17 protein-coding genes, 1 riboswitch and 1 other annotated feature are annotated in these 21,989 nt (G+C 62.9%); of the genes, 9 read left to right on the top strand and 8 right to left on the bottom strand.

Translation table 11 applies throughout. The annotated features are described in order from the left end of the window. Positions 1-32 precede the first annotated feature (32 nt). The gene (locus tag AC4P1R_RS24900; protein ID WP_492178850.1) at positions 33-809 is read right to left on the bottom strand and encodes an intradiol ring-cleavage dioxygenase; all 777 of its coding nucleotides are present in this window, start codon (positions 807-809) and stop codon (positions 33-35) included. Positions 810-1,381: 572 nt separating this feature from the next. Here AC4P1R_RS24900 and AC4P1R_RS24895 point away from each other — a divergent pair. The 7 genes from AC4P1R_RS24895 to ftsH all read left to right on the top strand — a co-directional run bounded on the left by AC4P1R_RS24895 (position 1,382) and on the right by ftsH (position 9,045). Beyond that, positions 1,382-1,855, top strand: coding sequence for a carboxymuconolactone decarboxylase family protein (locus AC4P1R_RS24895; protein WP_492178179.1), 474 nt, complete (start codon positions 1,382-1,384; stop codon positions 1,853-1,855). After that, positions 1,855-2,712, top strand: coding sequence for a sigma-70 family RNA polymerase sigma factor (locus AC4P1R_RS24890; protein WP_492178178.1), 858 nt, complete (start codon positions 1,855-1,857; stop codon positions 2,710-2,712). The genes AC4P1R_RS24895 and AC4P1R_RS24890 overlap by 1 nt, the downstream gene beginning before the upstream one ends. Before the next feature lie 103 nt (positions 2,713-2,815). After that, entirely contained in the window at positions 2,816-3,616 is an 801-nt protein-coding gene (locus tag AC4P1R_RS24885) for a class I SAM-dependent methyltransferase (protein ID WP_492178177.1), read from the top strand. A gap of 317 nt (positions 3,617-3,933) precedes the next feature. After that, positions 3,934-4,980 (top strand): glycoside hydrolase family 25 protein, encoded by a 1,047-nt coding sequence (locus AC4P1R_RS24880; RefSeq protein ID WP_492178176.1) that lies wholly within the window; start codon positions 3,934-3,936, stop codon positions 4,978-4,980. A gap of 104 nt (positions 4,981-5,084) precedes the next feature. Further along, positions 5,085-5,140: a sequence feature (sul1 is cis-regulatory element that is thought to sense ions involved in sulfur or methionine metabolism; They are found in Alphaproteobacteria), on the top strand. A gap of 68 nt (positions 5,141-5,208) precedes the next feature. Continuing rightward, on the top strand, positions 5,209-6,699 hold the full coding sequence (locus tag AC4P1R_RS24875; protein ID WP_492178175.1) for a SulP family inorganic anion transporter: 1,491 nt from the start codon (positions 5,209-5,211) through the stop codon (positions 6,697-6,699). Positions 6,700-6,871: 172 nt separating this feature from the next. Further along, positions 6,872-7,072 carry a DUF2905 domain-containing protein gene (locus AC4P1R_RS24870; protein WP_492178174.1) on the top strand — a complete coding sequence of 67 codons (201 nt, stop codon included), beginning with the start codon at positions 6,872-6,874 and terminating at the stop codon, positions 7,070-7,072. 134 nt (positions 7,073-7,206) lie between these two features. Next, positions 7,207-9,045: an ATP-dependent zinc metalloprotease FtsH gene (gene ftsH, locus AC4P1R_RS24865; protein WP_492178173.1), complete on the top strand. Its 1,839-nt coding sequence runs from the start codon at positions 7,207-7,209 to the stop codon at positions 9,043-9,045. A gap of 354 nt (positions 9,046-9,399) precedes the next feature. Here the strand turns inward: ftsH and AC4P1R_RS24860 are convergent, their stop codons facing one another. After that, positions 9,400-10,725 carry an SPW repeat domain-containing protein gene (locus AC4P1R_RS24860; RefSeq protein ID WP_492178172.1) on the bottom strand — a complete coding sequence of 442 codons (1,326 nt, stop codon included), beginning with the start codon at positions 10,723-10,725 and terminating at the stop codon, positions 9,400-9,402. A 189-nt stretch (positions 10,726-10,914) separates the two neighbouring features. Between AC4P1R_RS24860 and AC4P1R_RS24855 the strand changes: the two genes are divergently transcribed. Then, positions 10,915-12,132 carry a glycosyltransferase family 4 protein gene (locus tag AC4P1R_RS24855; RefSeq protein ID WP_492178171.1) on the top strand — a complete coding sequence of 406 codons (1,218 nt, stop codon included), beginning with the start codon at positions 10,915-10,917 and terminating at the stop codon, positions 12,130-12,132. A gap of 100 nt (positions 12,133-12,232) precedes the next feature. Here AC4P1R_RS24855 and AC4P1R_RS24850 read toward each other — a convergent pair whose 3' ends face one another. The 4 genes from AC4P1R_RS24850 to AC4P1R_RS24835 form a co-directional block, all read right to left on the bottom strand. Continuing rightward, entirely contained in the window at positions 12,233-13,471 is a 1,239-nt protein-coding gene (locus AC4P1R_RS24850) for an ABC transporter substrate-binding protein (protein WP_492178170.1), read from the bottom strand. A 19-nt stretch (positions 13,472-13,490) separates the two neighbouring features. Then, positions 13,491-15,593 (bottom strand): putative bifunctional diguanylate cyclase/phosphodiesterase, encoded by a 2,103-nt coding sequence (locus AC4P1R_RS24845; protein WP_492178169.1) that lies wholly within the window; start codon positions 15,591-15,593, stop codon positions 13,491-13,493. 94 nt (positions 15,594-15,687) lie between these two features. After that, a complete protein-coding gene (locus AC4P1R_RS24840; protein ID WP_492178168.1) occupies positions 15,688-15,858 on the bottom strand; it encodes a hypothetical protein in 171 nt (56 codons plus the stop codon). Further along, the gene (locus AC4P1R_RS24835; protein WP_492178167.1) at positions 15,858-17,522 is read right to left on the bottom strand and encodes a methyl-accepting chemotaxis protein; all 1,665 of its coding nucleotides are present in this window, start codon (positions 17,520-17,522) and stop codon (positions 15,858-15,860) included. Before AC4P1R_RS24835 ends, AC4P1R_RS24840 begins: the two co-directional genes overlap by 1 nt. 635 nt (positions 17,523-18,157) lie before the next feature. Continuing rightward, a riboswitch (Fluoride riboswitch) is annotated at positions 18,158-18,232 on the top strand. Positions 18,233-18,388: 156 nt separating this feature from the next. On the opposite strand from AC4P1R_RS24835, the gene crcB reads away from it, so the two are divergent. After that, positions 18,389-18,778: a fluoride efflux transporter CrcB gene (crcB, locus tag AC4P1R_RS24830; RefSeq protein ID WP_492178166.1), complete on the top strand. Its 390-nt coding sequence runs from the start codon at positions 18,389-18,391 to the stop codon at positions 18,776-18,778. Positions 18,779-18,796: 18 nt separating this feature from the next. On the opposite strand, the gene AC4P1R_RS24825 is transcribed toward crcB, so the two are convergent. Together AC4P1R_RS24825 and AC4P1R_RS24820 are read right to left on the bottom strand one after the other, a co-directional pair. Next, positions 18,797-20,146, bottom strand: a complete 1,350-nt coding sequence (locus tag AC4P1R_RS24825) for a sigma-54-dependent transcriptional regulator (RefSeq protein ID WP_492178165.1) — start codon at positions 20,144-20,146, stop codon at positions 18,797-18,799. Next, on the bottom strand, positions 20,143-21,951 hold the full coding sequence (locus AC4P1R_RS24820; protein WP_492178164.1) for an ATP-binding protein: 1,809 nt from the start codon (positions 21,949-21,951) through the stop codon (positions 20,143-20,145). Before AC4P1R_RS24820 ends, AC4P1R_RS24825 begins: the two co-directional genes overlap by 4 nt. Positions 21,952-21,989 lie beyond the last annotated feature (38 nt).

Genomic DNA, 21,989 nt, shown 5'->3' with positions numbered 1-21,989 from the left:
CTCGCGTCCGGCTCGAATAGAACGAACTGCCCCTATGACCGCACGAGGCCGATCGTATAGCTTGCCTGCAGCACACCGGGATCGAGCCTTTCGAAGTCAAGGATGAACTGTGCCGCCTCGCTGGAGGAAAAGACGCTGTCGCCGCCGTTCATCGTGTTGCGTTGGGGGCGGCCGGCATAATCCGGATGCCCCTCATAGACGAGGTCGCTCAGTGCGTCGTCGAAGAGAAGCTGGCTGACGAGCAGTTCCCGATCGTCCACGATTATGCGCAGGTGAACGTGGACCGTGCGGCCTGAATACCAGCCGGGATAGACCGTCAGGAAGCTGACGACGCCATTCTCGTCGCTGATCTGCCGGCCCCTGAGAAAACTCGCGCTTATGGCATCGGCGTCATCCCGATTGCACATCGGCGCCGCCCGTCCGGAATAGACGCCGTCGGCGTTCGTGTGCCAGATCTCTACGTCGGCGCCTTGGATGGGGTCACAGTTCTCTGCCTCAACCAGTCGCAGGCTGATACGAGTCGGCAACCCCGCGACACCCTCGGTCACGTCCTTGCGGACCGGCACATCGCTCGTATGACAGGGTCCCAGCGTCTTTGCGGAGGTCACGACGCATTGCGGTTCGGCTCGGAAAATCGGCTCCGGCAGATCGGCCGGAACTGCCGCGGTCCCGCCCGCGCGAAAGTCGGACGCCTTCCAGTCGAAGCTATGCCGCGATATCGGCTCGCCGCCACGGCCGAGGGCGATGAAGGCGGTCCCGGCCCCGGCAAGGAGTGCCCCGCCGCCAAGGATAATGGTTCTGCGTTTCATCTGCATCGGATCACTCCGTTGTCGCGCGACTTTCAGCCAAGCAAGGTCTATCGGCGAAATCGTTGCCACTGTAGAGCAAGGCTCGCCAAGCGCCTTGGCACAAGCATAAGCGAAACAGTCGCCGAAATGGAGGTCGGCAATATGACCATTTCATAGGCCGCGCTCGCTCAACGCCGCTGGCGAAGCGCTTGCGCAAATTGCGCCTGCAAGGCGCACCATGCCCGACGCACCGGAAAGCTACTCAAGGGCACGTGCCGATCAATGAGCGCCAGTCATGCGTACCGATCGCCTCTATGCGGCACGGTCGGATACGAGAGCAATGCCGGCGAGACTCTGCACCGCCACAGGCAGAGCAAAATGCCCGGACCAGTGCCATCCGGCGACCGGCCTCGGCACCGAAAGACATATCGATTTCGGCCATTGTTGCCGATGATAACCGCCCCGTCGCTAGGCGGCGGGATTTTCTCGGACCTGCGCTTCGGTTTGCGCACAGACAAAAAAAACGGCGCCCATGTCACACCGGCAGGTCCTCTCTCGTCATTGTGGCGTAACCAACAAGAGGAAAGCAAACCATGACCGCCAAACTCGATCCGTTTACCGCTGCCCCTGCCCTCATGAAGAGCTGGACCGGCACCTCCGTCGCCGTCGCTTCAAGCCTTGAACCCTCCCTCATCGAACTCGTCAAGATCCGCGCCTCGCAGATCAACGGCTGCGCTAATTGCATCAACATGCATACCGTGGAGGCGCGTGCTAAAGGTGAGACCGAGCAGCGCATATACCTGCTGTCGGCCTGGCGCGAGGCGCCCTGCTATACCGATCGCGAACGCGCCGCACTTGCCTGGACGGAAGCCCTGACGCGCCTTTCGGAAGGACATGCGCATGAAAGTGCCTATCAATCCTTGAACGACCAGTTCAGCGAGGAGGAACAGGTGAAGCTTACGCTCATGATCAACGTCATCAACGGCTGGAACCGGATTGCCGTCGGCTTCGGCCTCTGGGTCGATCCGGCGCTGGCGGCAAGAACCGCCGCCAAGGCGGTCGCCTGATGTCGGGCGCGGCCAACGGGGATGCTGCGGCGAGTTTCGACCCGCTGCGCCCAAAGCTGATCCGCGTTGCCTATCGCATGCTGGGCTCCGTGGCCGACGCCGAAGACATGGTTCAGGAGGCCTTCATCCGCTGGATGGGGGCCGACCGCAAGGCCGTGCGCGAGCCGGAAGCCTTCCTGCGCCGCACGGTCACCCGGCTCTGCCTCGATCAGCTCAAATCGGCACGCCGCCAGCGCGAGACTTATATCGGCCCCTGGCTTCCCGATCCGATCGTTGAAGAACAGGAGGAGGAAGACGTCACCTTGCCGCTGATGCTTGCGCTCGAACGCCTCTCGCCCCTCGAACGTGCGGCCTTCCTGCTGCATGACGTATTCGGACTGGCCTTCGATGAGATCGCCGCAACCATCCAGCGAGACCCCGCTGCCTGTCGCCAATTGGCGGCCCGCGCACGCACCCATGTCCGCGAGGCGCGACCGCGCTTCCGGGTCGAGAAGGACCGCGGGCTCGAGCTTGCGGCAGCCTTCTTCAACGCATCCCGCAGCGGCGACATGAAGGCACTCGGCGCGATGCTGGCGGCCGACGTCAGTGTCCATGCCGACGGGGGCGGCAAGCGCTCGGCGGCGCTCCGGCCGCTGATCGGCTTCGATGAAGTGATGAAAGTACAGACGCATCTCGCGAAGCTGTTCAGGGAGCATGGTTCGAAACTCGTTCGGACCGGCTTCATCAACGGCCTGCCCGGCTTCGTCACGCTGGAAGCCGATGGCGAATTCCAGACGACCGCACTCGAAATCGAGGAAGGCAAAGTCACCGCGATCTATATCGTACGCAATCCGGACAAGCTGCGGCACTTGCATTAGCGTCCTGCGATCGAGTTATCGAGATTAGGCCCATGCTGTCGCCCGCTCCTTGGCAGCCAGGGCTCACAGGACTAGCATAGGTGCGAGCGTATGGAGACCTTGGATGACCTCAAGCTTCAATGTCCACGACGCCTCCGGCTATGAGCAGCTCATGGGCCGTTGGAGCCGAAGGCTCGCGCCGCTTTTCATCGATTTTGCGGGGCTTGCCGACGGCGAAAAGGTCGTCGATGTGGGCTGCGGAACTGGCAGCCTGACCTTTGCCCTTGCCGAGAGCGCGGACCTCGCCGAGATCGCCGCCATTGATTATTCGCCCGTCTTCGTGGAAGCGGCTAAGCGGCGCAACGACGACCAGCGCATAACGATCCGGCAGGCGGATGCCTGTGCCATGCCCTTCGAGGACGGCACGTTCGACCGCGCGCTGGCGTTGCTCGTGCTGCATTTCGTGCCCGAGGCCGGCCGGGCCGTGGCCGAAATGCGCCGGGTCGTCCGGCCCGGCGGCGTGGTAGCGGCCGCCGTTTGGGATCACTTCGGCGGCATGCCCGGCATGCGCATGATGGTCGATACGGTGGCCGCCTTAAGCGAAGGCGGGCGCCAGCTGCGGGAGCGCTATTGTTGGCAGCCGATGATGCAGCCGGGCGAGATGAAGCACGCCTTCGTCGCACAGGGCCTGACGGGAGTCGTGGAAACCGAGCTGGTGATCCGCATGGACTACCAGAGCTTCGACGACTACTGGGCACCGATTGCCGCGGGCGAAGGGCCACTCGGCAAATATGTTGCCACTCTCGACCCTGCGGAGCGGGCGCGCGTCGATGCCGCCGTTCGCGACGCCTATCAGGCCGGGCGAGCCGACGGACCGAGGTCGTTTGCGAATATTGCCTGGGCCTGTCGGGGTACCGTCGTCTGAGTGAACAGGCAGTTTGCTTTCCCGTGGGACGGCCGCGACTTCACTGTCTTCAGTCTCCACACATGGCCGGTACCCGAGAGTCATTGACAGGCGAAAACGAGGCCACCGCTCGCTCTCCTGACTAAGTGATCTAGCGTCACGACCACTGCAGTCCTTTCAGCGCTCCGGCGGCTGCCAACGACGGATCAAACCTCGAAATCCGACTGCCGTTAAGATCGGATTCAACCTTTGTTGGTAAGCTGCCGTTAGGATTTGCTCTCGTGGAGTGCGACGGCATCGCCTCCCATCTTCAACAGTCGTTTTGCGTACGGGTTCCCATGCGTTTTCCAGCCGTGCCAGCCCTCATCCTCGCCTGCCTGACGCTTGCGGGCTGCGCATCCAGTTCCGGTCCGGAGAGTGTGCTTGCGCCGCGGCCTTCCGGTGAAACAACCAGTTCCGTCGTCCGGCCGTCGGCGCCCGTACCCGCCACCGCCGTCGGGCCCGCCGCCGCCAGGCCTGCTACGACGCCGGCCGAGCCGCAGGAAGCGCTCGCCTGGGCCGGCCCCGCCCCAGACGCGGGGGCCTTTGCTCAGATGGAACGGGAAGCCGGCATGCCGGTCCCGATGGAAAGGCCGGTCGCATTCATCGCGCCGGAAAATCCCGCAATCGGCGCGGTGCCCCGCACGCGTTCACATGTCTACAGCCATCGTTTCCGCGATGCCAAGCCGATCAACTTCGGCAAGAGATCACCGCACAGTCTTGCCGTCCACGGCGTCGACGTCTCACGCTGGCAGGGCGAGATCGACTGGCAGAAACTGCGGACGCAGGGCGCGAACTTCGCCTATATCAAGGCGACCGATGGTGGCGACCATCTCGACCCGATGTTCAAGAAGAACTGGCGCCGCGCCCAGGCGGCCGGCCTGAAGCGCGGCGCCTATCACTTTTTCTACTGGTGCCGCACGGCCGGGGAGCAGGCCGACTGGTTCATCCGCAACGTGCCGCGCGAAGTCGATGCCCTGCCGCCGGTGATCGATGTCGAGTGGAACGGCGAGTCGAGTTGCAAGCGGCGTCCGTCGCCCGCGCGCGTGCGGGAGAAAATGCAGGTCTTCATGGACAAGCTGGAGCGGCACTACGGGCAGCGCCCGATCATCTATACCGCACCGGATTTCTATCGCGATAATCTCGAGAACGCCTTTCCGAGCCATCCCTTCTGGCTGCGTTCGGTCGCCGCGCACCCGTCCAAGGTCTATCCCGGCCGCAAATGGCTCTTCTGGCAATATTCGGGATCCGGCCTCTCGCACGGAGTCGACGGCAGGATCGACCTCAATGTATTCCATGGGAGCGAGGAGGAATGGCAGAACTTCGTGGCGGCACGGTCGATTTAGCCTGAGGGGCACAGAAGCCGCCGTTGCGGGCGGCATGAGTGCAAATTGCGGCACAATGGACCGTTGCGTCCGGCTGGACCGTTTCCTATAAGGGCGACATTCACCCCGGACCCGGTGAAACTCCGGGTGGCTCTTCTGGCCGCCGATCCGCCAGACAACGCAACAGCATCAAACCAAGACATGCCGGACCTCCCGCCGGCCTGGTGCGCTACTTTTGCGAAGAAAATCATGAAATTGACAATTGCGAGCTATAAACGCGAATGGTTCTCCAACATCCGCGCCGATGTCCTGTCGGGCATCGTCGTGGCGCTTGCCCTGATCCCGGAGGCAATTGGCTTCTCGGTCATCGCCGGCGTCGATCCGAAGGTGGGGCTGTTCGCCTCCTTCGCGATCGCCTGCGTCTCCGCCTTTGCGGGCGGACGTCCAGGCATGATCTCCGCGGCGACCGCCGCCACGGCCGTACTCATGGTCACTCTCGTCAAGGAACACGGCCTCGAATACCTCTTCGCCGCGACGCTTCTGATGGGCCTCATCCAGATCGCCGCAGGCTTCCTGAAGCTCGGCCGGGTCATGCGTTTCGTCTCCCGTTCGGTCATCACCGGCTTCGTCAACGCGCTCGCGATCCTGATCTTCATGGCGCAGCTACCGGAACTGATCGGCGTGCCGCATGCGACCTATGCGATGATCGCCGCGGGCCTCGCGATCATCTATCTCTTTCCTTACGTCACCAAGGCCGTTCCCTCGCCGCTCGTCGCCATCGCCGTTCTGACCGGAATCGCTTACTGGACGGGCATGGACATCCGCACCGTCGGCGATCTCGGCGAGTTGCCTTCGAGCCTACCGATCTTTGCTTTGCCGCAGGTACCGCTGACCTTCGAGACGCTGCAGATCATCTTCCCATACTCGGCGGCGCTAGCCGCCGTCGGCCTCCTGGAATCGCTGCTGACGGCGCAGATCGTCGACGACATGACGGATACGACGAGCAACAAGAGCCAGGAATGTATCGGCCAGGGCGCGAGCAACATCGCCTCCGGCCTCATTGGCGGCATGGGCGGCTGCGCCATGATCGGACAATCGGTCATCAACGTCACGTCCGGCGGCCGCGGACGGCTCTCGACCTTCGTCGCCGGCGCCTTCCTTCTGTTCCTCATCCTCGTCCTGGACGACCTCGTGCGGATCATTCCGATGGCCGCCCTCGTCGCCGTGATGATCATGGTGTCGATCGGCACCTTCTCCTGGCGCTCGATCCTCGATCTCAGTCGCAATCCCCTGCCCTCCTCCGTCGTCATGCTGGCAACGGTCGTCACCACGGTCGGCACGCACGATCTTGCAAAGGGCGTACTGGTCGGCGTGCTCCTTTCCGGCGTCTTCTTCGCCGGCAAGGTCGCCCGCCTCTTCCATGTCCGGTCTCGGCTCGACGACAGCGGCAAGGCACGCACTTATATCGTCGACGGCGAGATATTCTTCGCATCGACGGAGGCTTTCATCGCCGCCTTCGATTTCGCCGAGTCGCTGGAAAAGGTCGTCATTGACGTCAGCGAGGCGCACCTTTGGGACATCACCGCTGTCGGCGCCCTCGACAAGGTCGTCCTGAGATACCGCCGCCATGGCGTCGCCGTCGAGGTCATCGGCCTCAACGCAGCGAGCGCCCATATGCTCGACCGTTTCGCCGTCCACGACAAAGAGGACGGAGCGGTGCTGGCTGTGTCCGCGCACTGAGACCGATGATGATCCTGGGTTGAATGAACTCGACCTACAGCGCCACGCATCTTATCAGACGCGCGGCGCTGTAGCACTTTGTAGCCGCTTCGTGCCCAGGGACGGCATAGCTCGCAACCTCGCACATGCAGAGTAGAAATTGTCGCCCAGCGTGCGGTAGGATAGAGCCGTTATGTCGCGGCTTCTAATCATCATCGGTCTCCTCATACTCGCGGCCGGACTTCTCTGGCCGTGGCTGAAGCGCGTCGGCCTTGGACGGCTGCCGGGGGACATCATGATCGAGCGCGGCAACTTCACGCTTTATATCCCGATCACCACCGGGCTGCTCCTCAGCATCCTTCTCTCTGTCCTCTTGTGGTTGTTGAACCGATGAGAGAGTGTCGGACGGCGACCCCCGCCCCGTGAGGTCGAGCGGGAACCGCCTCCTTCCCGCCGCGTTTCGGATGCGACGGCGATGCCGCTTTTCCGAACTCATGTGGACGCGCCACCAGCCCAGGAGCCCGCGAAATGGACAAGCAGATGAAGTTCAATATCTGGTACTGGGTCGCGGCAATCTTTGCCTTGATGCTGTTTCAATACATTTTCACGACCACCACGCAGGTGGCGCAGATTCCCTACAGTGAGTTTCAAACCTATCTCGATGAGGGCAAGATCGCCGAGGTTGCCGTCTCCGACCAATATATCCAGGGCTCGTTCAAGACCCCGCAGGACGGCAAGCCGATGTTCATCACCACCCGCGTCGAGCCTGATATTGCACGCCAACTGCAGGAGCGCGGAGTCGTTGTTACCGGCAGAGTCGAGAGCACCTTCCTGCGCGACCTCCTGTCCTGGATACTTCCTGTCGTCCTCTTCATCGGCATCTGGATGTTCATGCTGCGCCGCATGGCGGGGGGAATGGGCGGCGGTCTGATGCAGATCGGCAAATCGAAGGCGAGGGTCTATGTCCAGACCAACACCGGCGTGACCTTCGACGACGTCGCCGGCGTCGACGAGGCGAAGGACGAGTTGAAGGAGATCATCGATTTCCTCAAGGATCCGAAGGGCTATGGACGTCTTGGTGGGCGGATGCCGAAGGGGGTCCTGCTGGTCGGCCCGCCCGGCACCGGCAAGACGCTGCTGGCGAGAGCCGTCGCAGGCGAAGCCGGAGTGCCCTTCTTCTCCATTTCCGGTTCGGAATTCGTGGAGATGTTCGTAGGCGTCGGCGCCGCGCGGGTGCGCGACCTGTTCGAGCAGGCCCGATCGAAAGCGCCGGCCATCATCTTCATCGATGAGCTCGATGCGCTCGGCCGCGCACGCGGCATCGGTCCGATGGCCGGCGGTCACGATGAGAAGGAGCAGACGCTCAACCAGTTGCTGGTCGAACTCGACGGCTTCGATCCATCGCAGGGGCTCGTGCTCCTTGCGGCCACGAACCGGCCCGAAATCCTTGATCCGGCGCTCCTGCGCGCCGGGCGTTTCGACCGCCAGGTTCTCGTCGACCGCCCCGACAAGCAAGGCCGCGTTCAAATTCTCAACGTGCATCTGAGGAAGGCGAAGCTCGCTGCCGACGTCGAGCCGGAGAAGATCGCGGCACTGACGCCCGGCTTCACCGGGGCCGACCTCGCCAACCTCGTCAACGAGGCAGCCCTGCTTGCCACGCGCCGCAAGGCCGACGCCGTTACCATGGGCGATTTCAACAACGCCGTCGAACGTATCATCGCCGGACTTGAGAAGCGCAACCGGCTGCTCAATCCGCGAGAACGCGAAGTGGTCGCCTATCACGAAATGGGCCACGCCCTCGTCGCAATGGCACTGCCGGGCGTCGATCCCGTGCACAAGGTCTCGATCATCCCGCGCGGCATCGGCTCGCTCGGCTACACGATCCAGCGGCCGACGGAGGACCGGTTCCTGATGACAAAGGAGGAACTGGAAAACAAGATGGCGGTACTGCTCGGCGGGCGTGCCGCCGAGTGGATCGTTTTCGGCCATCTCTCGACGGGCGCTTCCGACGATCTGGTCAAGGTGACCGACATCGCGCGTGCCATCGTCGCACGCTACGGCATGACGGAACGGCTCGGTCATGTCGCCCTGGAGCGAGACCGCCGTTCGCTGCTGACGCCGGACCCGATCTACCAGGGCGCCAGCGAACGTGACTACTCCGAAAAGACCGCCGCCATCATTGACGAGGAGGTCCGTCGGATCATCGATGGTGCCTTCGAGCGGACGGAGGCGCTGTTGAAGGAGCGGCGCCCGCTCCTCGAGCGCTCGGCGAAGCTGCTCCTCGAGCGGGAGACGATCAGCGAGGACGAGTTGCGTGCCGTCACCCAGGGGGAACCGGTGAGGAAGAGCGCCGCCCGCCACGTCTGAACCTCGCCCACTGAACCTCCCCCACGTGGAGCCCGCCCATTGAAGACCCGTTAGTCGCGTTGCCGGGGAACGAATTTGGCCCCGCAAAGTTGTGACAGCGACGCCTGATCGACGGAGCGACCGATGAGCGAAACGGTGCACACGCCATCTCCGGCGACGACCGCCGGACCGACCGTGCTCGTAGCAGCCGCAGGGATTTCCTGGGCCGCAGTCTTCGCCGGGGCGGCGTTGGCGCTGACCGTACAACTCCTGCTGCATCTGCTTGGCGTCGGGATCGGCGCAGCCGCCTTCGCTCCGCGCGGCGACGCGTACGCAGGACCCGGAGCGATCGCGAGCGGCCTCTGGTTTGCGTTTTCAGGGGTGATCGCGGGTTTTGCCGGCGGCTATGTGGCGAGCCGGCTGTCGGGCCGCGGGGGCACGACAACAGGCGTGTATCACGGCCTGACGTGCTGGGCGGTCACGACACTGGTCGTCGTCTATCTCCTGACGACTTCCGCCGGCGCGTTGATCGGCGGAGCACTGGGCGGCCTCTCCTCCGCGGTCGGCGGGCGCATTGCGGCCCCCGCTCCAACCATTGTCGCCGACCCATTCGCCGATATCGAGCACCAGATCCGCGATTCGATCGGCGGCAACGATCCTGCGGCGATGAGGGACGCGACGGTGGCAGCGGTGCGCGCCCTTGTCACCAGCAAGGGGACGGGGGCCGAGAACGACCGTGCGCGCGCCGTCGATGCACTCGCGCTGGCTCGCGACATTCCGGTCACGGAGGCCCGGCCGCGCGTCGAGGCGTATGAACGCGCCTACAGGTCCGCGATCGAGACGGCCCGTAAACAGGGTGAGGAAATGGCTGCGGCGACTGCGGCTGTCGTCTCGACCGCCGCCTTCTTCGGCTTCTTTTCGCTGGTCCTCGGAGCCGTAGCGGCCTGGCTCGGCGGCTGGTATGGCGTGCGCCGCGTGGAGATACTGTCGGAACTGTCGTGAGTTCCATGGTCCCGCTCCGACAATGGCCCGGTCCCAGCCGCCATAGTGCTCTTCGCTGCGCGTGCCGCGCGGCAGGCTCAACGCGATAAGTCCAAGGCCTACCACCACATCCGCGATGACGCCGATCGTGCTGCCGCCCGAAAGCAGGAACGGGGATGCGGCGATCCAGACACCGAGGCCCGCATTGAAAAAACGCAACGGTCGGACGACTTCCGCCATCGCGGTGACGGCGATCATCACGACGAGGCAGCCGACGACATGGTCGCTGTAATAGAGCGGCGGCTCGGTGCCGAAGACCAGCGGCGTTGCGATCAACAGGACTCCGAGCAGGGCGGAGAAGATGAACTGCTCCGTGTCGAGGCTCTGTAAGCCAGCGAGCAGCCGGCGTGTTCCCTCGACATTGACCGCGTCATATCTGGGATCGCTCTTGCCGGTCGTGTCGTAATAGGCAGCGAGGTGAATGACGGAGGCGACGCGCTCGCCGCCGCGCCGGCGCACCTCTTCCAGTGCCGCCCTCACGCTTTCGTCCGAGGTCAGGTCGATCCTGATTGTCTCGATCGTCTCCGACGGCCGCTTGGGCACGTCGACGTCGAGCCCGATCACCTGGTATCTGTCGCGCAAGCCGCGAGCTATCGCCTGTCCAAGAAAGCCGCTCGAGCCCGTAGTGAGGACGGTCGGACGATTGGTCTCTTCGGGCATATCCAAACCTTCGCGGGAGTACCTTTCGCAAACGTCGCATCAGACGGGAATGTTCCCTTCCCCCCGGGGTCGCAGCAGCTCGCTTGCGGGAACAAGTGGCAGTTTCGGCAATTGTTGCAGGTGAGCTCGCGCTGCCCTTCGAGCGAAGGCATCCCGCCTTCGCCGCGGCCCGACAACAGGAGTACTGCAATGAAAATTGCGCAAATCGCCCCTCTTGCAGAAAGGGTTCCCCCGAAGCTTTACGGCGGGACCGAGCGGATCGTCGGCTGCTTGACGGAAGAACTCGTAAGGCTCGGCCACGACGTCACGCTCTTTGCAAGTGGAGACTCGATCACCACATCGAAACTGGTGCCCTGCTGCGAGGTGGCGCTCAGGCTCAATGCGGCGGTCCGCGATTTTCTTCCCCATAATATGGTCATGCTGGAAGAGGTGCGGCGGCGGGCGCACCAGTTCGATGTGCTGCACTTCCACATCGATCTTCTGCATTTTCCGCTGATCCGCGATTTCGCCGAGCGAACCGTGACGACCCTGCACACGCGGCTCGACGAGCCGGATCTGCAGCCGTTCTATCGCGCTTTCTCCGACATCCCCCTGGTTTCCATCTCGAACGACCAGCGCCGGCCAATCCCGGTGGCCAACTGGCGCGGCACCGTTTACCACGGGTTGGACCCCAAGCTGTTGCCATTCAAGGAAAAGCCCGGCGGCAACTATCTGGCGTTCCTAGGGCGCATTTCGCCGGAGAAAGGACCGGACCGGGCGATCGAGATCGCGACCAGGGTCGGCAGGCAACTGAAGATCGCGGCAAAGGTCGATGCCAAGGACCGTGCCTATTGGGAGGCGGTCATCGAACCTCTCGTTGCGAGCCATCCAAACGTGGAATTCATAGGCGAAATCGACGAGAACCGGAAGGCGGAGTTCCTCGGTGATGCAGCGGCACTGCTGTTTCCGATCGATTGGCCGGAGCCCTTCGGCCTAGTGATGATCGAAGCCATGGCGTGCGGCACGCCCGTGCTTGCCTTCCGTTACGGGTCGGCGCCGGAGGTCATCGAAAATGGCGTGTCGGGCGTGCTGGTCGACTCGGTTGCCGAGGCGGTCACGGAGCTGGACCGCGCCCTCCTGCTTGATAGGAGCAAAGTGCGGGCGGTCTTCGAGCGCCGCTTCACTGTGGAACGTATGACGCACGACTATATGGACATCTACCATGCGCTTCCTGGCCTCCATGGGCGCGACCGTATGCAGGAATCCGCCCGAAAAGCGGACCTGGCTGCGCGCTTGCGCGTCAACGGCGAAAGACCAGCCGCCAAGCCGCCGATCTGGGCAACCCAGTCGGGCGGAGGCATATGTCCGCCCGTAGAAGCACCCAACGGTTTCCCGCCGAGGCATCCCGGTCCGGCGAGCCGACGATAGAGCTCAACTCGCTCACATGCCCTTGCGCCACCGCGGAGATGGTTAGGTGATGCGACCACCCGCATGGAGCCACTGAGCGGGACGATCGAGCCGGTCCCGTTCAGTTCTGTTGCAGGACTTCGTACAGTCGCCGCTGCGCCGTTTCGACAGACATGCTTTGGTCATTGAAGAACTCCGCGAGCACGGCAATGAAGCCGTCCGACATTTGTATCGGCATCGCCATGGATTGCGCACTCACTCCGCTCTTCTCAGCAATCATCTCCAGGCCGAGCCGCCCGCAGCGGTCTAGCCCGCTCGGATCGACGTCCGTGCGGACAGGAAGTGAGCCCTTGATGCGGCTGAAGGCGACCTGATTGTCCCGATCAAGCAGCATGCGTGCAAAGGCCTGCTGCGCCGCGGCAGCATCCGGACGATTGGTGATCGGGAAGGCGAAGGCGTCTATGACCATGAAATAAGCGATCTCGGTTCCGGGCACCAGGCTACAGCCGAAATCGCGGTCGACGGCATAGCCCCGAGCAACCAGTTCACCTTTCGCCCAATCCCCCATGAACTGCATGCCGGCCTCACCCCGCCCGACTGCGTCCGTGGCATCCGCCCAGGTCTTGGGGGCGCGAACCGCCGGAGGTTCGGCATAGCGAGAGAGACGCCGCAGCATCCCGAGCGCCTCGGCCATGCGGGGATCCTGCACCACCGCCGCATCTCCGCTGATGATGCGGACATATCCTTCGGAACCCAGCTTGTAATGCATGATATTGTTGAAGATCAGTGAGATCTCCCAATTCCCGCCGCCAAGCGCAATGGGCAGGCGTCCCTCCTCCTTGATCCTTTCGGCCGCCACGAAGATATCATCCCAGCTCTGCGGCGCCCTCAGGCCAGCCTTCAGGAAGATGGCTTCACTTGTCCAGAGCCAGTTCTCCGCATGGATGTTGGTAGGGGCGAAATAGATCTTGCCTTTGTAGCTGATACGATCGAGCACGGTTGCGGGCAACACATCGCGCCAGCGATCAGCCGTGGCCACCTCTCCGATATCGAGCACGATGCCCATTTCCGGCAACTCGCGCGAACCTTCATTGGCATTCCACTGCATCACGGCAGGCGCATAGCCGTTGGCGACACGGTCGCTGACGACCCTCTGCACGGCCGCCTTGTTCTCCGCCGGCAGGTCCGCCCACTGATTACCTGCCCTCGTCCATGCCTGCCGGAAGACGTCAAGGGCTTGCGACTCGCTATTCGACACCCAGAAATGCACGACATCGACCGCGCCCGGCGAATCGGCGGCAACATTCAACGGGTTCGCCAGCATCAGTGCCGCTGCAAATAGTGCAGTTTTTACTTTCATGTCCCCACTCTCCCTTATACTACTGCGTGCCGTCTAGGGCGCGCCGCCCCCTGCCGACGGCCGAAAGCCGCTTTACGCCCCCGTGCCGCCTCGGCAGCCACTCGCCCGCCTGGTCCATGGGCTCCGGCTTGCCGAACAGGTAGCCCTGCCCCACCTCGCAACCGGCCTCCAGCAGAAAGCGGCGCTGCGCAGCCGTCTCTATGCCTTCCGCCACGCAGCGTTTGCCGAGATTGCGCGACAGATCGACCATGGCGCGGATGATCTGCTCCGAGCGGGCATCGCCACCGATTCCGTCAATAAAGCTGCGATCGATCTTCAACTCGTCGAAAGGGAAGTCGCGCAAATGCACGAGCGAGGCAAAGCCGGTGCCGAAATCGTCGAGCGAGACCGAGAGGCCATGCTCCCGGAAGCGTGTCACCGTGTCGAGGATCTGGTCGGCGCTGCGATTGAGGAACACGTCCTCGGTGATCTCGACCGCGAAATCGCGCCATTCAAGGCGGTTTGCCTCAATGGTCTCCGCAAAAAGGGTGTAGCCTTCTTCGTTGACGAGGAGCACCTCGGGGAGATTGATCGAGATGGTCCCAGGAACGAGTCCTGCCCGCTTCCAGTCGCCAAGGTCGCGGCCGACGGTCGCGACCACCGCGCGGGTCATACCGCGAATGAGCTGGGTCCCCTCCATGAGCGGCAGGAACCGCCCAGGCGGCAGCAGGCCGAGTTCGGGATGCTGCCAGCGCACCAGCGCCTCGAAGCCCAGATGCGTTCCGGTCGCTAGATCGACCTTCGGCTGGTAGTGCACCACGAATTCATTGCGGTCGGCGGCAAGGACCAGTGCCAGCGACAGCTGGTTTTGCTCCAGCCTGCGCGCGAGTGCCGCCTCGTCGAAGATGAAGGCGGTATTGCGGCTGCTCTTCGCCGTATAGAGCGCAAGATCTACGACGCGCATGAGGCTCGCTTCGTCGTTCGCATGGCTTGGCACGACAGCTCCGCCGATGCTCGCGGAGGCTTGAAGCGCGCGCCCCTCGAAGGGAATCTCTGCCGCAATCGCCGCGACAGCCCGATTGGCGATCGTGGCGAGCAGCGCGGCATCCGACATCCCTGGCAGAAGCACGGCGAATTCGTCCCCGCCCAAGCGGGCGGCAATGTCCGTCGAGCGAAATGTCCTTTGCAAGACGCGGGCGACATGGTCCAGAACCGCATCCCCGGCAGGGTGGCCGAGGCTATCATTGATGGCTTTAAAGCGATCGAGATCGACGAGCAGCATGGCAAAGCCGGTTCCGGTCCGCTCGAAGTCGGAGAAAAGATTGGCAAGAGCGTGATTGAAGGAGGAACGGTTGGCGAGACCGGTAAGTGCGTCTGTGTGCGCAAGCTGCGTCAGCCGTTTCTCGAAGTCCATGGTCCGGCGATGCTCGTTGCGCAGTTTCTTCAGAAGCGGGCTGAAGAGAAAAATGCTCGCCAAGATGACGGTCGCCGCAATCAGCGCCAACAGCCCGGAACCAATCAGCTTGGCGTTGTCGATGCTGATGCCGCTGCGCTCATGCGCCCGGCGGATGAGATCACCGAACTGCCGCATCAAAACGCTGTCCGACGAAACGGCGAAGTCGATCGGACCCCAGAAGGAATAGCGTTCGCGCCGTTCTTTCGCGCCGGCATTGGCGATCCTCTCTGCGCGCGCGAGGAAGTCCTCAAGTCGAGCGTCGAGCTCGAGGCGCAACTGCTCGGAAAGGTCGTCGCGCGGATTGAGCTTCTCGAGGAAATTGCGGCCAATCTCGCCATGGAGTGCAGAAAGTTGCCGGCTCATCGCGCGGACCTCGCCGATCGCCCGGTGAACATCGTCCCGCATCGGGCGGACGATATAGTCGGGCAGGTTGGGATCGGCCGAAGCGCGCATCAGGGCTCGCGTCTGATTGGCAAGCTGCTGAAAACGAATGAACTGGTTGCTGGTCAAAAAGCCGATATTCTGCTGCAACGAATGGCGGTCGAGCGCCACAACCACTGTCAGGTAGGTGGCTCCGATGAGCAGGGTCATGACGATGACGGCATTCAAGTAGTGCCGACCAATCGAGCGAATATACTTCTCGACGGATCGCTGCGGCTTGATCCGCGACTCTATTCGCCTAAGCATCCTAACGCTCCGTCGTCCAACGGAACGGCTGCCTCGCAGCCGGCCCCCCAATCACGCTCGCCAAATTCGCCCCCTCAAATTTCGGCCCTCTTTGTTACTTCCTGGCTCTCGTGGCCTCTGTTTTCGATGTCTCTTCGCCCTTGCCCACCAGCGCGACGCGCATCTTGTCGAGCTCCGCTGCAATGATCAGCATGCGATGCAGCTGCAATTCGGCCGTGTGTGCGCGGTCCTCGGGCGTTGCGGATGGAAAGGCGGCTTCACCCATCAGAACTCTTCCCAATCGTTGTCGGCAACCGCCGCATTGCCGTGGAAGGCTTTTGCAGGTCTGGCGGTCATCTGGCCGACGGGCGACGCGCGACGCGATGGCACGGCAGGAGTGGAAACAACCGCAGCACCGGCACGGGCAATGCGATCCGTGCCGCCGCCCGCGGTATTGAACTCCCGGAGCATGCCGGCGATGCGATTGACTTCCCTGGCCAGTGCATGGCTAGCGGCCGTGGACTCCTCCACCATGGCGGCATTTTGCTGGGTACTCTGGTCCATGCCGTTAACGGCGGTGTTGATCTCCTGGAGCGCGGTGGCCTGCTCGCGAGCAGCCTCGACGATGGCGCCGATGTGACTGTCAATCGCCTTCACCTCGTCGACGATGTCCGTCAGCGCCTCGCCGGTTTCGCCGACCAGCGAAACGCCGGATTTGACCTGCTGGCCTGAGTTGTTGATCAGTTCCTTGATCTCCTTCGCCGCCTTAGCGGAGCGCTGGGCAAGTTCGCGGACCTCTTGCGCCACCACGGCAAAGCCTTTTCCGGCCTCGCCGGCGCGCGCGGCTTCGACGCCGGCATTGAGAGCGAGAAGATTGGTCTGGAAGGCGATTTCGTCGATTACACCGATGATGTTGGAGATTTCGCGCGACGAGGCGTCGATGGCTCCCATCGCGGCGATAGCCTGACGGACGATCTCGCCGGATTTCTCTGCTCCGGTCCGCGCTTTCCTCACCAGTTGCCCGGCTTCTTCCGCACGCCGGCTGGAATCCCTGACGGTCGTTGTGATCTCCTCAAGGGCAGCAGCCGTCTCCTCGAGGGAAGCGGCCTGCCGCTCGGTGCGCTTGGCGAGTTCGTCCGCCGCGGAACTGATCTCCTGCGAACCGTCATGGATCTGCGCGGCGGCACCGCTGATCTGGTCGATAGTGCCGGACAGTTGCTCCAGCGCTCTGTTGAAGTCGTCGCGCAGGGCGTGATAGGCGGTGGGCAGATCGTCGGCGATGCGGTGGCTCACATCCTTGGCGGCGATCGCCGCCATCGCCTTGCCGAAACTGTCTGAAACCAGTCGGCGCTCGGACTCGATCGCCTCTTCCTGAGCTTTCCTCTTCGTAATTTCCGCCTCGTCTATATAGACGGAGATCGCGAGATCCATGTCCAGCATGACCGCCTTGACAAGGCTCGCCAGGGACTTTGCGAAGTCGTCGGTCTTCAACCTTGGCTTCGAGAAGAGACCGGCCTTGGCGTAATTCGCCTCGACGGCTGCTGTAATCAGATGGTCGAGAATGATGGCGTAGCCGCCGATATACCACTGCGGTTCGAGCCCGATGCGGGCATGAACCGTGCCAATGGTGCGGACCTTCTGGACGTAATCGGCGCCGAAGTCGCCATTGGAAATATTCGTCCAATGCCCCGTTTGCGCCCCTTTGGCGCGGGCGATGTGCTCCTCTGACGAGAAGAACCGCTTGACTTCGGGGCTTTGGCGCAGCTGTGCATAAAACTTGTCGAGGCCGATCGGCAGTTCGCGTTCTACCACAGTCTTCAGGGTGCGGATGCTTTCGCAGCTTGCCGCGTCAAGCTGCATGAACTGGAGCCTGGCGCCAATATCCTGCTGCTTTTGCCCGCCCCGATCGGTGACGGGATTAAACATTTTTATGCGACGGCTGGACGTCATGATTACCTCCTCGCGGCCGAGGTGCCGCCGTGTTGGCAAGGGATACACTTCGCCGGTTTGCTAATATACGACCAGTCTCACCACGAGGCTTAACGGAGGTTTAACAGCCGGGGCCCCCACGATTACCTCTAAAATCTTCAGCGTTTTTCGGGCCCGCCCTGCGGTTTTTGGATAGACTCATGATTGTTCAATGGAACCGATAGGACACGCATTGCGTCTAATCGCAGCGGAGATTTCCGGCCATGTCCGCCCCTCTTCGCGCAAGCCTGCACGTCTCCTGAAGACGCGCTGCGCTGTAGAGTGAAGACGTTCAACTCGATCTTGGCATTGCCGGCAGCCCAGCAGCGGCCCGCCCCCGTCTCACCCTCAGCGCTTTATCATCACGCCTGTACCGCGTTCGCAGCCGAGAATCGTCACGCTGACTGGCTGTCGACCGGAGCCAAACGCAACGACTTCGCCAATGAGGCCGAGCCGTGCGAACATGTCTTTCGCCGTATTCTGGCAGCGGGCATCGGCCGTATCGTGGATACACGGGACGGCGAGGCGCTTCGCCGCGACCAGCCATCGCCGTGGCCGCGATGCGCCCGACCATCAGCTTGAAGAGTGTGTTGACAGGGCCCTCGGCTACTTGTAATTGGCACGTCGGCAATGGATTCTGCCAGGCATCGAGCCGAACCGCTTCCCACGAAGCTGATGACTCCTGCTCATGATCGCCCGCGCGAGAGAGTAGAGCCATGCCCGAATCGAGCCGAGTTGCCTTCGACCCTGTCATTTTGAATTCCTCGTCTGTTCAATCTCTTCGGGACGCGACGCAACGCGGCCGCAACGGGCGTCAACGAAAGCAACATCCTGAGAAGGTATAGTTGATGGGCTACCTGATCGTTTTTCTCGGCGCGGGATTGGGCGGCGCGATGCGCCACGGCGTCAACCGGTTCGCCGCCTATCTTTTCGGCGTCGCCTTTCCCTTCGGCACCCTGACGGTGAACATCATCGGTTCCCTCTTGATGGGTGTTCTCGCCGGATACTTCGCTTTTCGCGGCGAGCTTTCGCAGGAGGCGCGCCTGTTCCTGACGACGGGCGTGCTTGGCGGCTTCACAACCTTCTCCACCTTCTCGCTCGACACGATCAGCCTGTGGGAACGCGGGCAATGGATGGCAGCCGCGATCTATGTCGTGGCATCGCTGGCCTTGGCGCTTGCCGGCCTTTTCGCCGGCCTTATGCTCATTCGCCTCGTCGCCCACGGACAGCCGGCGTAACGGGATCTCCAGCGAAATTCATTTCGCTGCTTCGTCCTTCACGCGCCTCGCTCGCAATCCGAGGCGGGCGATTTTTTCGTTCAGCGTGCGATGAGGAATCCCGAGCCTTGTGGCGGCCCTCGCCGTGCTTCCGTCATTCTCCTCGATGGCCCGGCGGATCACATCGGCTTCGAAGGCCGCCACCTGCTCAGGCAGGGTCGGCAGGTCGGCGGATACGAGGCCGCCATCCGCTGACCCCGCGGCGTCTAAACCGAGGGCAAAGCGTTCGGCACGCGCCTTGAGTTCGCGAACATTGCCGCGCCACTCCTCCTGCCCCAGTCTCGCAAGGAGGTCGGCGGAGACGCTTCGCTCCGGGCGACCATGGCGACGGGCGGCGAGCGACGCGAAGTGACCGAAGAGCAGGCCGATATCTTGCCTGCGCTGCCTCAGCGGCGGAATGCGCACGTCCACAGCCGCAAGGCGGTAGAAGAGGTCCTCGCGGAAGCGCCCGGCAGCGATTTCGGCGGAAAGATCGCTCTTGGCGGCGGCGACAATGCGAACGTCGATCGGCCTCACACGGTTTTCGCCAAGCCGTTCGACCATCCGCTCCTGCAGAACACGTAGGATCTTCGCCTGCAGGCCCAAGGGCATGGACTCGATCTCATCGAGAAATACGGTTCCGCCCGCCGCATGCTCGAACTTTCCCTGCCGGTCGGAGAGCGCGCCCGTGAAGGCGCCCTTCGCGTGGCCAAAGACCTCGCTCTCGAAGATGCTTTCGGGCAGCGCTGCGCAGTTGATCGCCACGAAAGGACCAGCGGCACGACGGCTTTGCCGATGAAGCGCCTGCGCGACGAGTTCCTTGCCGGTTCCTGTCTCTCCGATAATGAGGACGTCGATATCGACCTCCGCCAGCATCTGGACACGATTTCTGAGGTCCCGGATTGCCGGACTGTCGCCGACGATCTCAACGCCTTCGCCCGCCTGCACCAGACCCTGTAGCCGCGCGATTTCCTTCTTCATGCGCCGTTTCTCGACGGCCTTGTCCAGGATGGAGAGCAGATGGTCGGCGTCATAGGGCTTTTCGATGAAATCCTCTGCGCCCTCTTTCATTGACTTGACCGCCAGCGTGACATCACCATGACCGGTCATCAGGATCACCGGCACATCGCTGCGCTGCCTGACGATCGAGGTGAGCAGCGTCATGCCGTCGATCCCCGGCATGCGGATGTCACTCACCACGACGTCCGGCTCCTCGCGCATCACCTGCTGATATGCTTCCTCCGGCCGATGAAAGGCGCGGACGGAGAAATCGTTGATCTCCAGCCAATCTGTCGCCGCCTTCAGGAGGTCGCGATCATCATCGACGAGAAGGATGTGTCCGCGGTTCATTGTGCTGCCTCGCTGAGTGCGTGTTCACCCAGGGGCATCGCAACAGTCGCCATGGTGCCGCCGCCCGTGGCTTCCGCAAAGGTGATCTCACCGCCGAACTCGCGGACGATGGCGGTCGCAATGGAAAGACCTAGGCCAAGCCCCTCGCCCGTGAGCTTCGTCGTGAAGAAGGGCTCTGCGACGCGCTCGCGGTGTTCCGGCGCGATACCCGATCCGTTGTCGATGACGGTGATGCACACGCGCCCCGCTTCCACGGTCCGCCGGATGGTTATTGCGGGGTCCTTCCTGCCCTCGACCGCGTCGAGCGCGTTCAAGAGCAGGTTCAAAATCACCTGCTCCAGTTTCACCGCGACGGCAATAACGATGGGAGTGGGAGCGCTTGCCTCAAGGAGCGGAGCGACGCCGAGTGTCTTTGCCCGGGGTGCAGCAAGATCCAGCGCGTTGCGGATGACCGCGTCGATGTCGACCTTTTCGAGTTCAGAGGCCCCCTTGCGGCCGAAGGTCTTCAGGTGCTTGACCGTTCGCTGCATCCGCTTCACCAGAGTGCGCGCGTCGAGCACCCGTTCGCCGACCTTTTCCGCGCGCCCCTTCTCCGCCAGCAGCCCTGCAGTCGCCAAGGTCGCTTCCAGCGCCGCGAGCGGCTGGCTCACCTCATGCACGATCGCCGTCGACATGCGACCGAGTGCTGCCATCTTCTCGGAATGGATGAGCCCCTCTTGGGCGTGGCGGAGTTCCTCCTCCGTGCGCTTGCGCATGTCGATCTCATGAGCAAGGTCCTGTGTCCTCTCGACAACTTTGCGCTCCAGGACTTCGCTTTGGCGCAGGCGCATTCGGATCAGAAGCGCCCGCTGATGGAAAAAATAGAGTGTGCCGGTCAAAAGCAGCCCGGCAATCAGCGCGGAGAGCGCCCAGAAGCCCGCGAGCTTGCCGATATCGGCGGTACTCGTCGCCGCCAGCACCAGCCAGCCGTCGGGCTCGACGACCGAGAACTTCGCCAGGAGCTGTCGGCCACCTTCCTCGACATGAAGCGCCGGCGCGTCCGCCTCGCCGATCGGCGGCGCGACGCCCTCCGGCAGGATCGGCTTCGTCGCGGCGAGATCTGCGCCTTCATAGGTTCGCTCCCGCGCAAGCTGCTCGACGGCTTCGGCCGAAAGCGCTGCAAGTGGCCGATATTTCCAGTCCGGGTTGCCGGAAAGAAAGACGATACCCCAACGGTCGGCAATAGCGGTCTGCACGCCCGCGGCCTTCCAGGTCGCCTCGAGCGGCAGCAGGTCGGCCTTGACGACGACGATGATCGGAGATTGACCCGCGACGTCGATTCTCGACGTCAGGAAATAGCCGGGCTTTCGCGTTGTGACGCCGATCGCATAATAGCGTCCTTCACCTGAATGGAGCGCATCCTGGAAATAAGGGCGGAAGCTGTAGTCGTGGCCGACGAAGCTCTCGGCCGTATCGAAATTGCTCGATGCGAGGGCAATGCCACGGTGGTCGAGTACATAGAGTTCGGCCGCGCCCGCCTGCCTTACCACGGTCTGCAGGTAGCGGTTCGCAGCTTCGAGCACGGCCGGGCTCCGCTCGCGCCCAGCAAGCGCGCGTATGCGGGCATCCTCGCCGAGAACCAGCGGCAGGTAGCGGAACCGTTCGATCTCCGTCGCAATCGCCCGGTTCGTCAGCACGAGGCTTCGCTGAAGCTGCCCTTCCAGTCCGCCGATCGCCGAACCGCGCGCCAGATGATAGGCGACAAACGGCGCTATACAGGTCACGACCAGTATGAGGATCGTCATTCTGCCGATGTTGCGCATCATTACCGGGCCGACCTGCCTGCCACCTGTTGTCTTGAACC

This window comes from Sinorhizobium sp. Y406, from assembly GCF_058732025.1.
This window is presented reverse-complemented; position numbering and strand designations above follow the sequence as displayed.

Coding starts and splice junctions, on each gene's coding strand:
- AC4P1R_RS24845 (WP_492178169.1), bottom strand. CDS start 15,593: ATGCTTAGGCGAATAGAGTCGCGGATCAAGCCGCAGCGATCCGTCGAG.
- ftsH (WP_492178173.1), top strand. CDS start 7,207: ATGGACAAGCAGATGAAGTTCAATATCTGGTACTGGGTCGCGGCAATC.
- AC4P1R_RS24820 (WP_492178164.1), bottom strand. CDS start 21,951: ATGATGCGCAACATCGGCAGAATGACGATCCTCATACTGGTCGTGACC.
- AC4P1R_RS24825 (WP_492178165.1), bottom strand. CDS start 20,146: ATGAACCGCGGACACATCCTTCTCGTCGATGATGATCGCGACCTCCTG.
- crcB (WP_492178166.1), top strand. CDS start 18,389: ATGGGCTACCTGATCGTTTTTCTCGGCGCGGGATTGGGCGGCGCGATG.
- AC4P1R_RS24890 (WP_492178178.1), top strand. CDS start 1,855: ATGTCGGGCGCGGCCAACGGGGATGCTGCGGCGAGTTTCGACCCGCTG.
- AC4P1R_RS24900 (WP_492178850.1), bottom strand. CDS start 809: ATGAAACGCAGAACCATTATCCTTGGCGGCGGGGCACTCCTTGCCGGG.
- AC4P1R_RS24850 (WP_492178170.1), bottom strand. CDS start 13,471: ATGAAAGTAAAAACTGCACTATTTGCAGCGGCACTGATGCTGGCGAAC.
- AC4P1R_RS24860 (WP_492178172.1), bottom strand. CDS start 10,725: ATGCCCGAAGAGACCAATCGTCCGACCGTCCTCACTACGGGCTCGAGC.
- AC4P1R_RS24880 (WP_492178176.1), top strand. CDS start 3,934: ATGCGTTTTCCAGCCGTGCCAGCCCTCATCCTCGCCTGCCTGACGCTT.
- AC4P1R_RS24870 (WP_492178174.1), top strand. CDS start 6,872: ATGTCGCGGCTTCTAATCATCATCGGTCTCCTCATACTCGCGGCCGGA.
- AC4P1R_RS24835 (WP_492178167.1), bottom strand. CDS start 17,522: ATGACGTCCAGCCGTCGCATAAAAATGTTTAATCCCGTCACCGATCGG.
- AC4P1R_RS24840 (WP_492178168.1), bottom strand. CDS start 15,858: ATGGGTGAAGCCGCCTTTCCATCCGCAACGCCCGAGGACCGCGCACAC.
- AC4P1R_RS24895 (WP_492178179.1), top strand. CDS start 1,382: ATGACCGCCAAACTCGATCCGTTTACCGCTGCCCCTGCCCTCATGAAG.
- AC4P1R_RS24875 (WP_492178175.1), top strand. CDS start 5,209: ATGAAATTGACAATTGCGAGCTATAAACGCGAATGGTTCTCCAACATC.
- AC4P1R_RS24885 (WP_492178177.1), top strand. CDS start 2,816: ATGACCTCAAGCTTCAATGTCCACGACGCCTCCGGCTATGAGCAGCTC.
- AC4P1R_RS24855 (WP_492178171.1), top strand. CDS start 10,915: ATGAAAATTGCGCAAATCGCCCCTCTTGCAGAAAGGGTTCCCCCGAAG.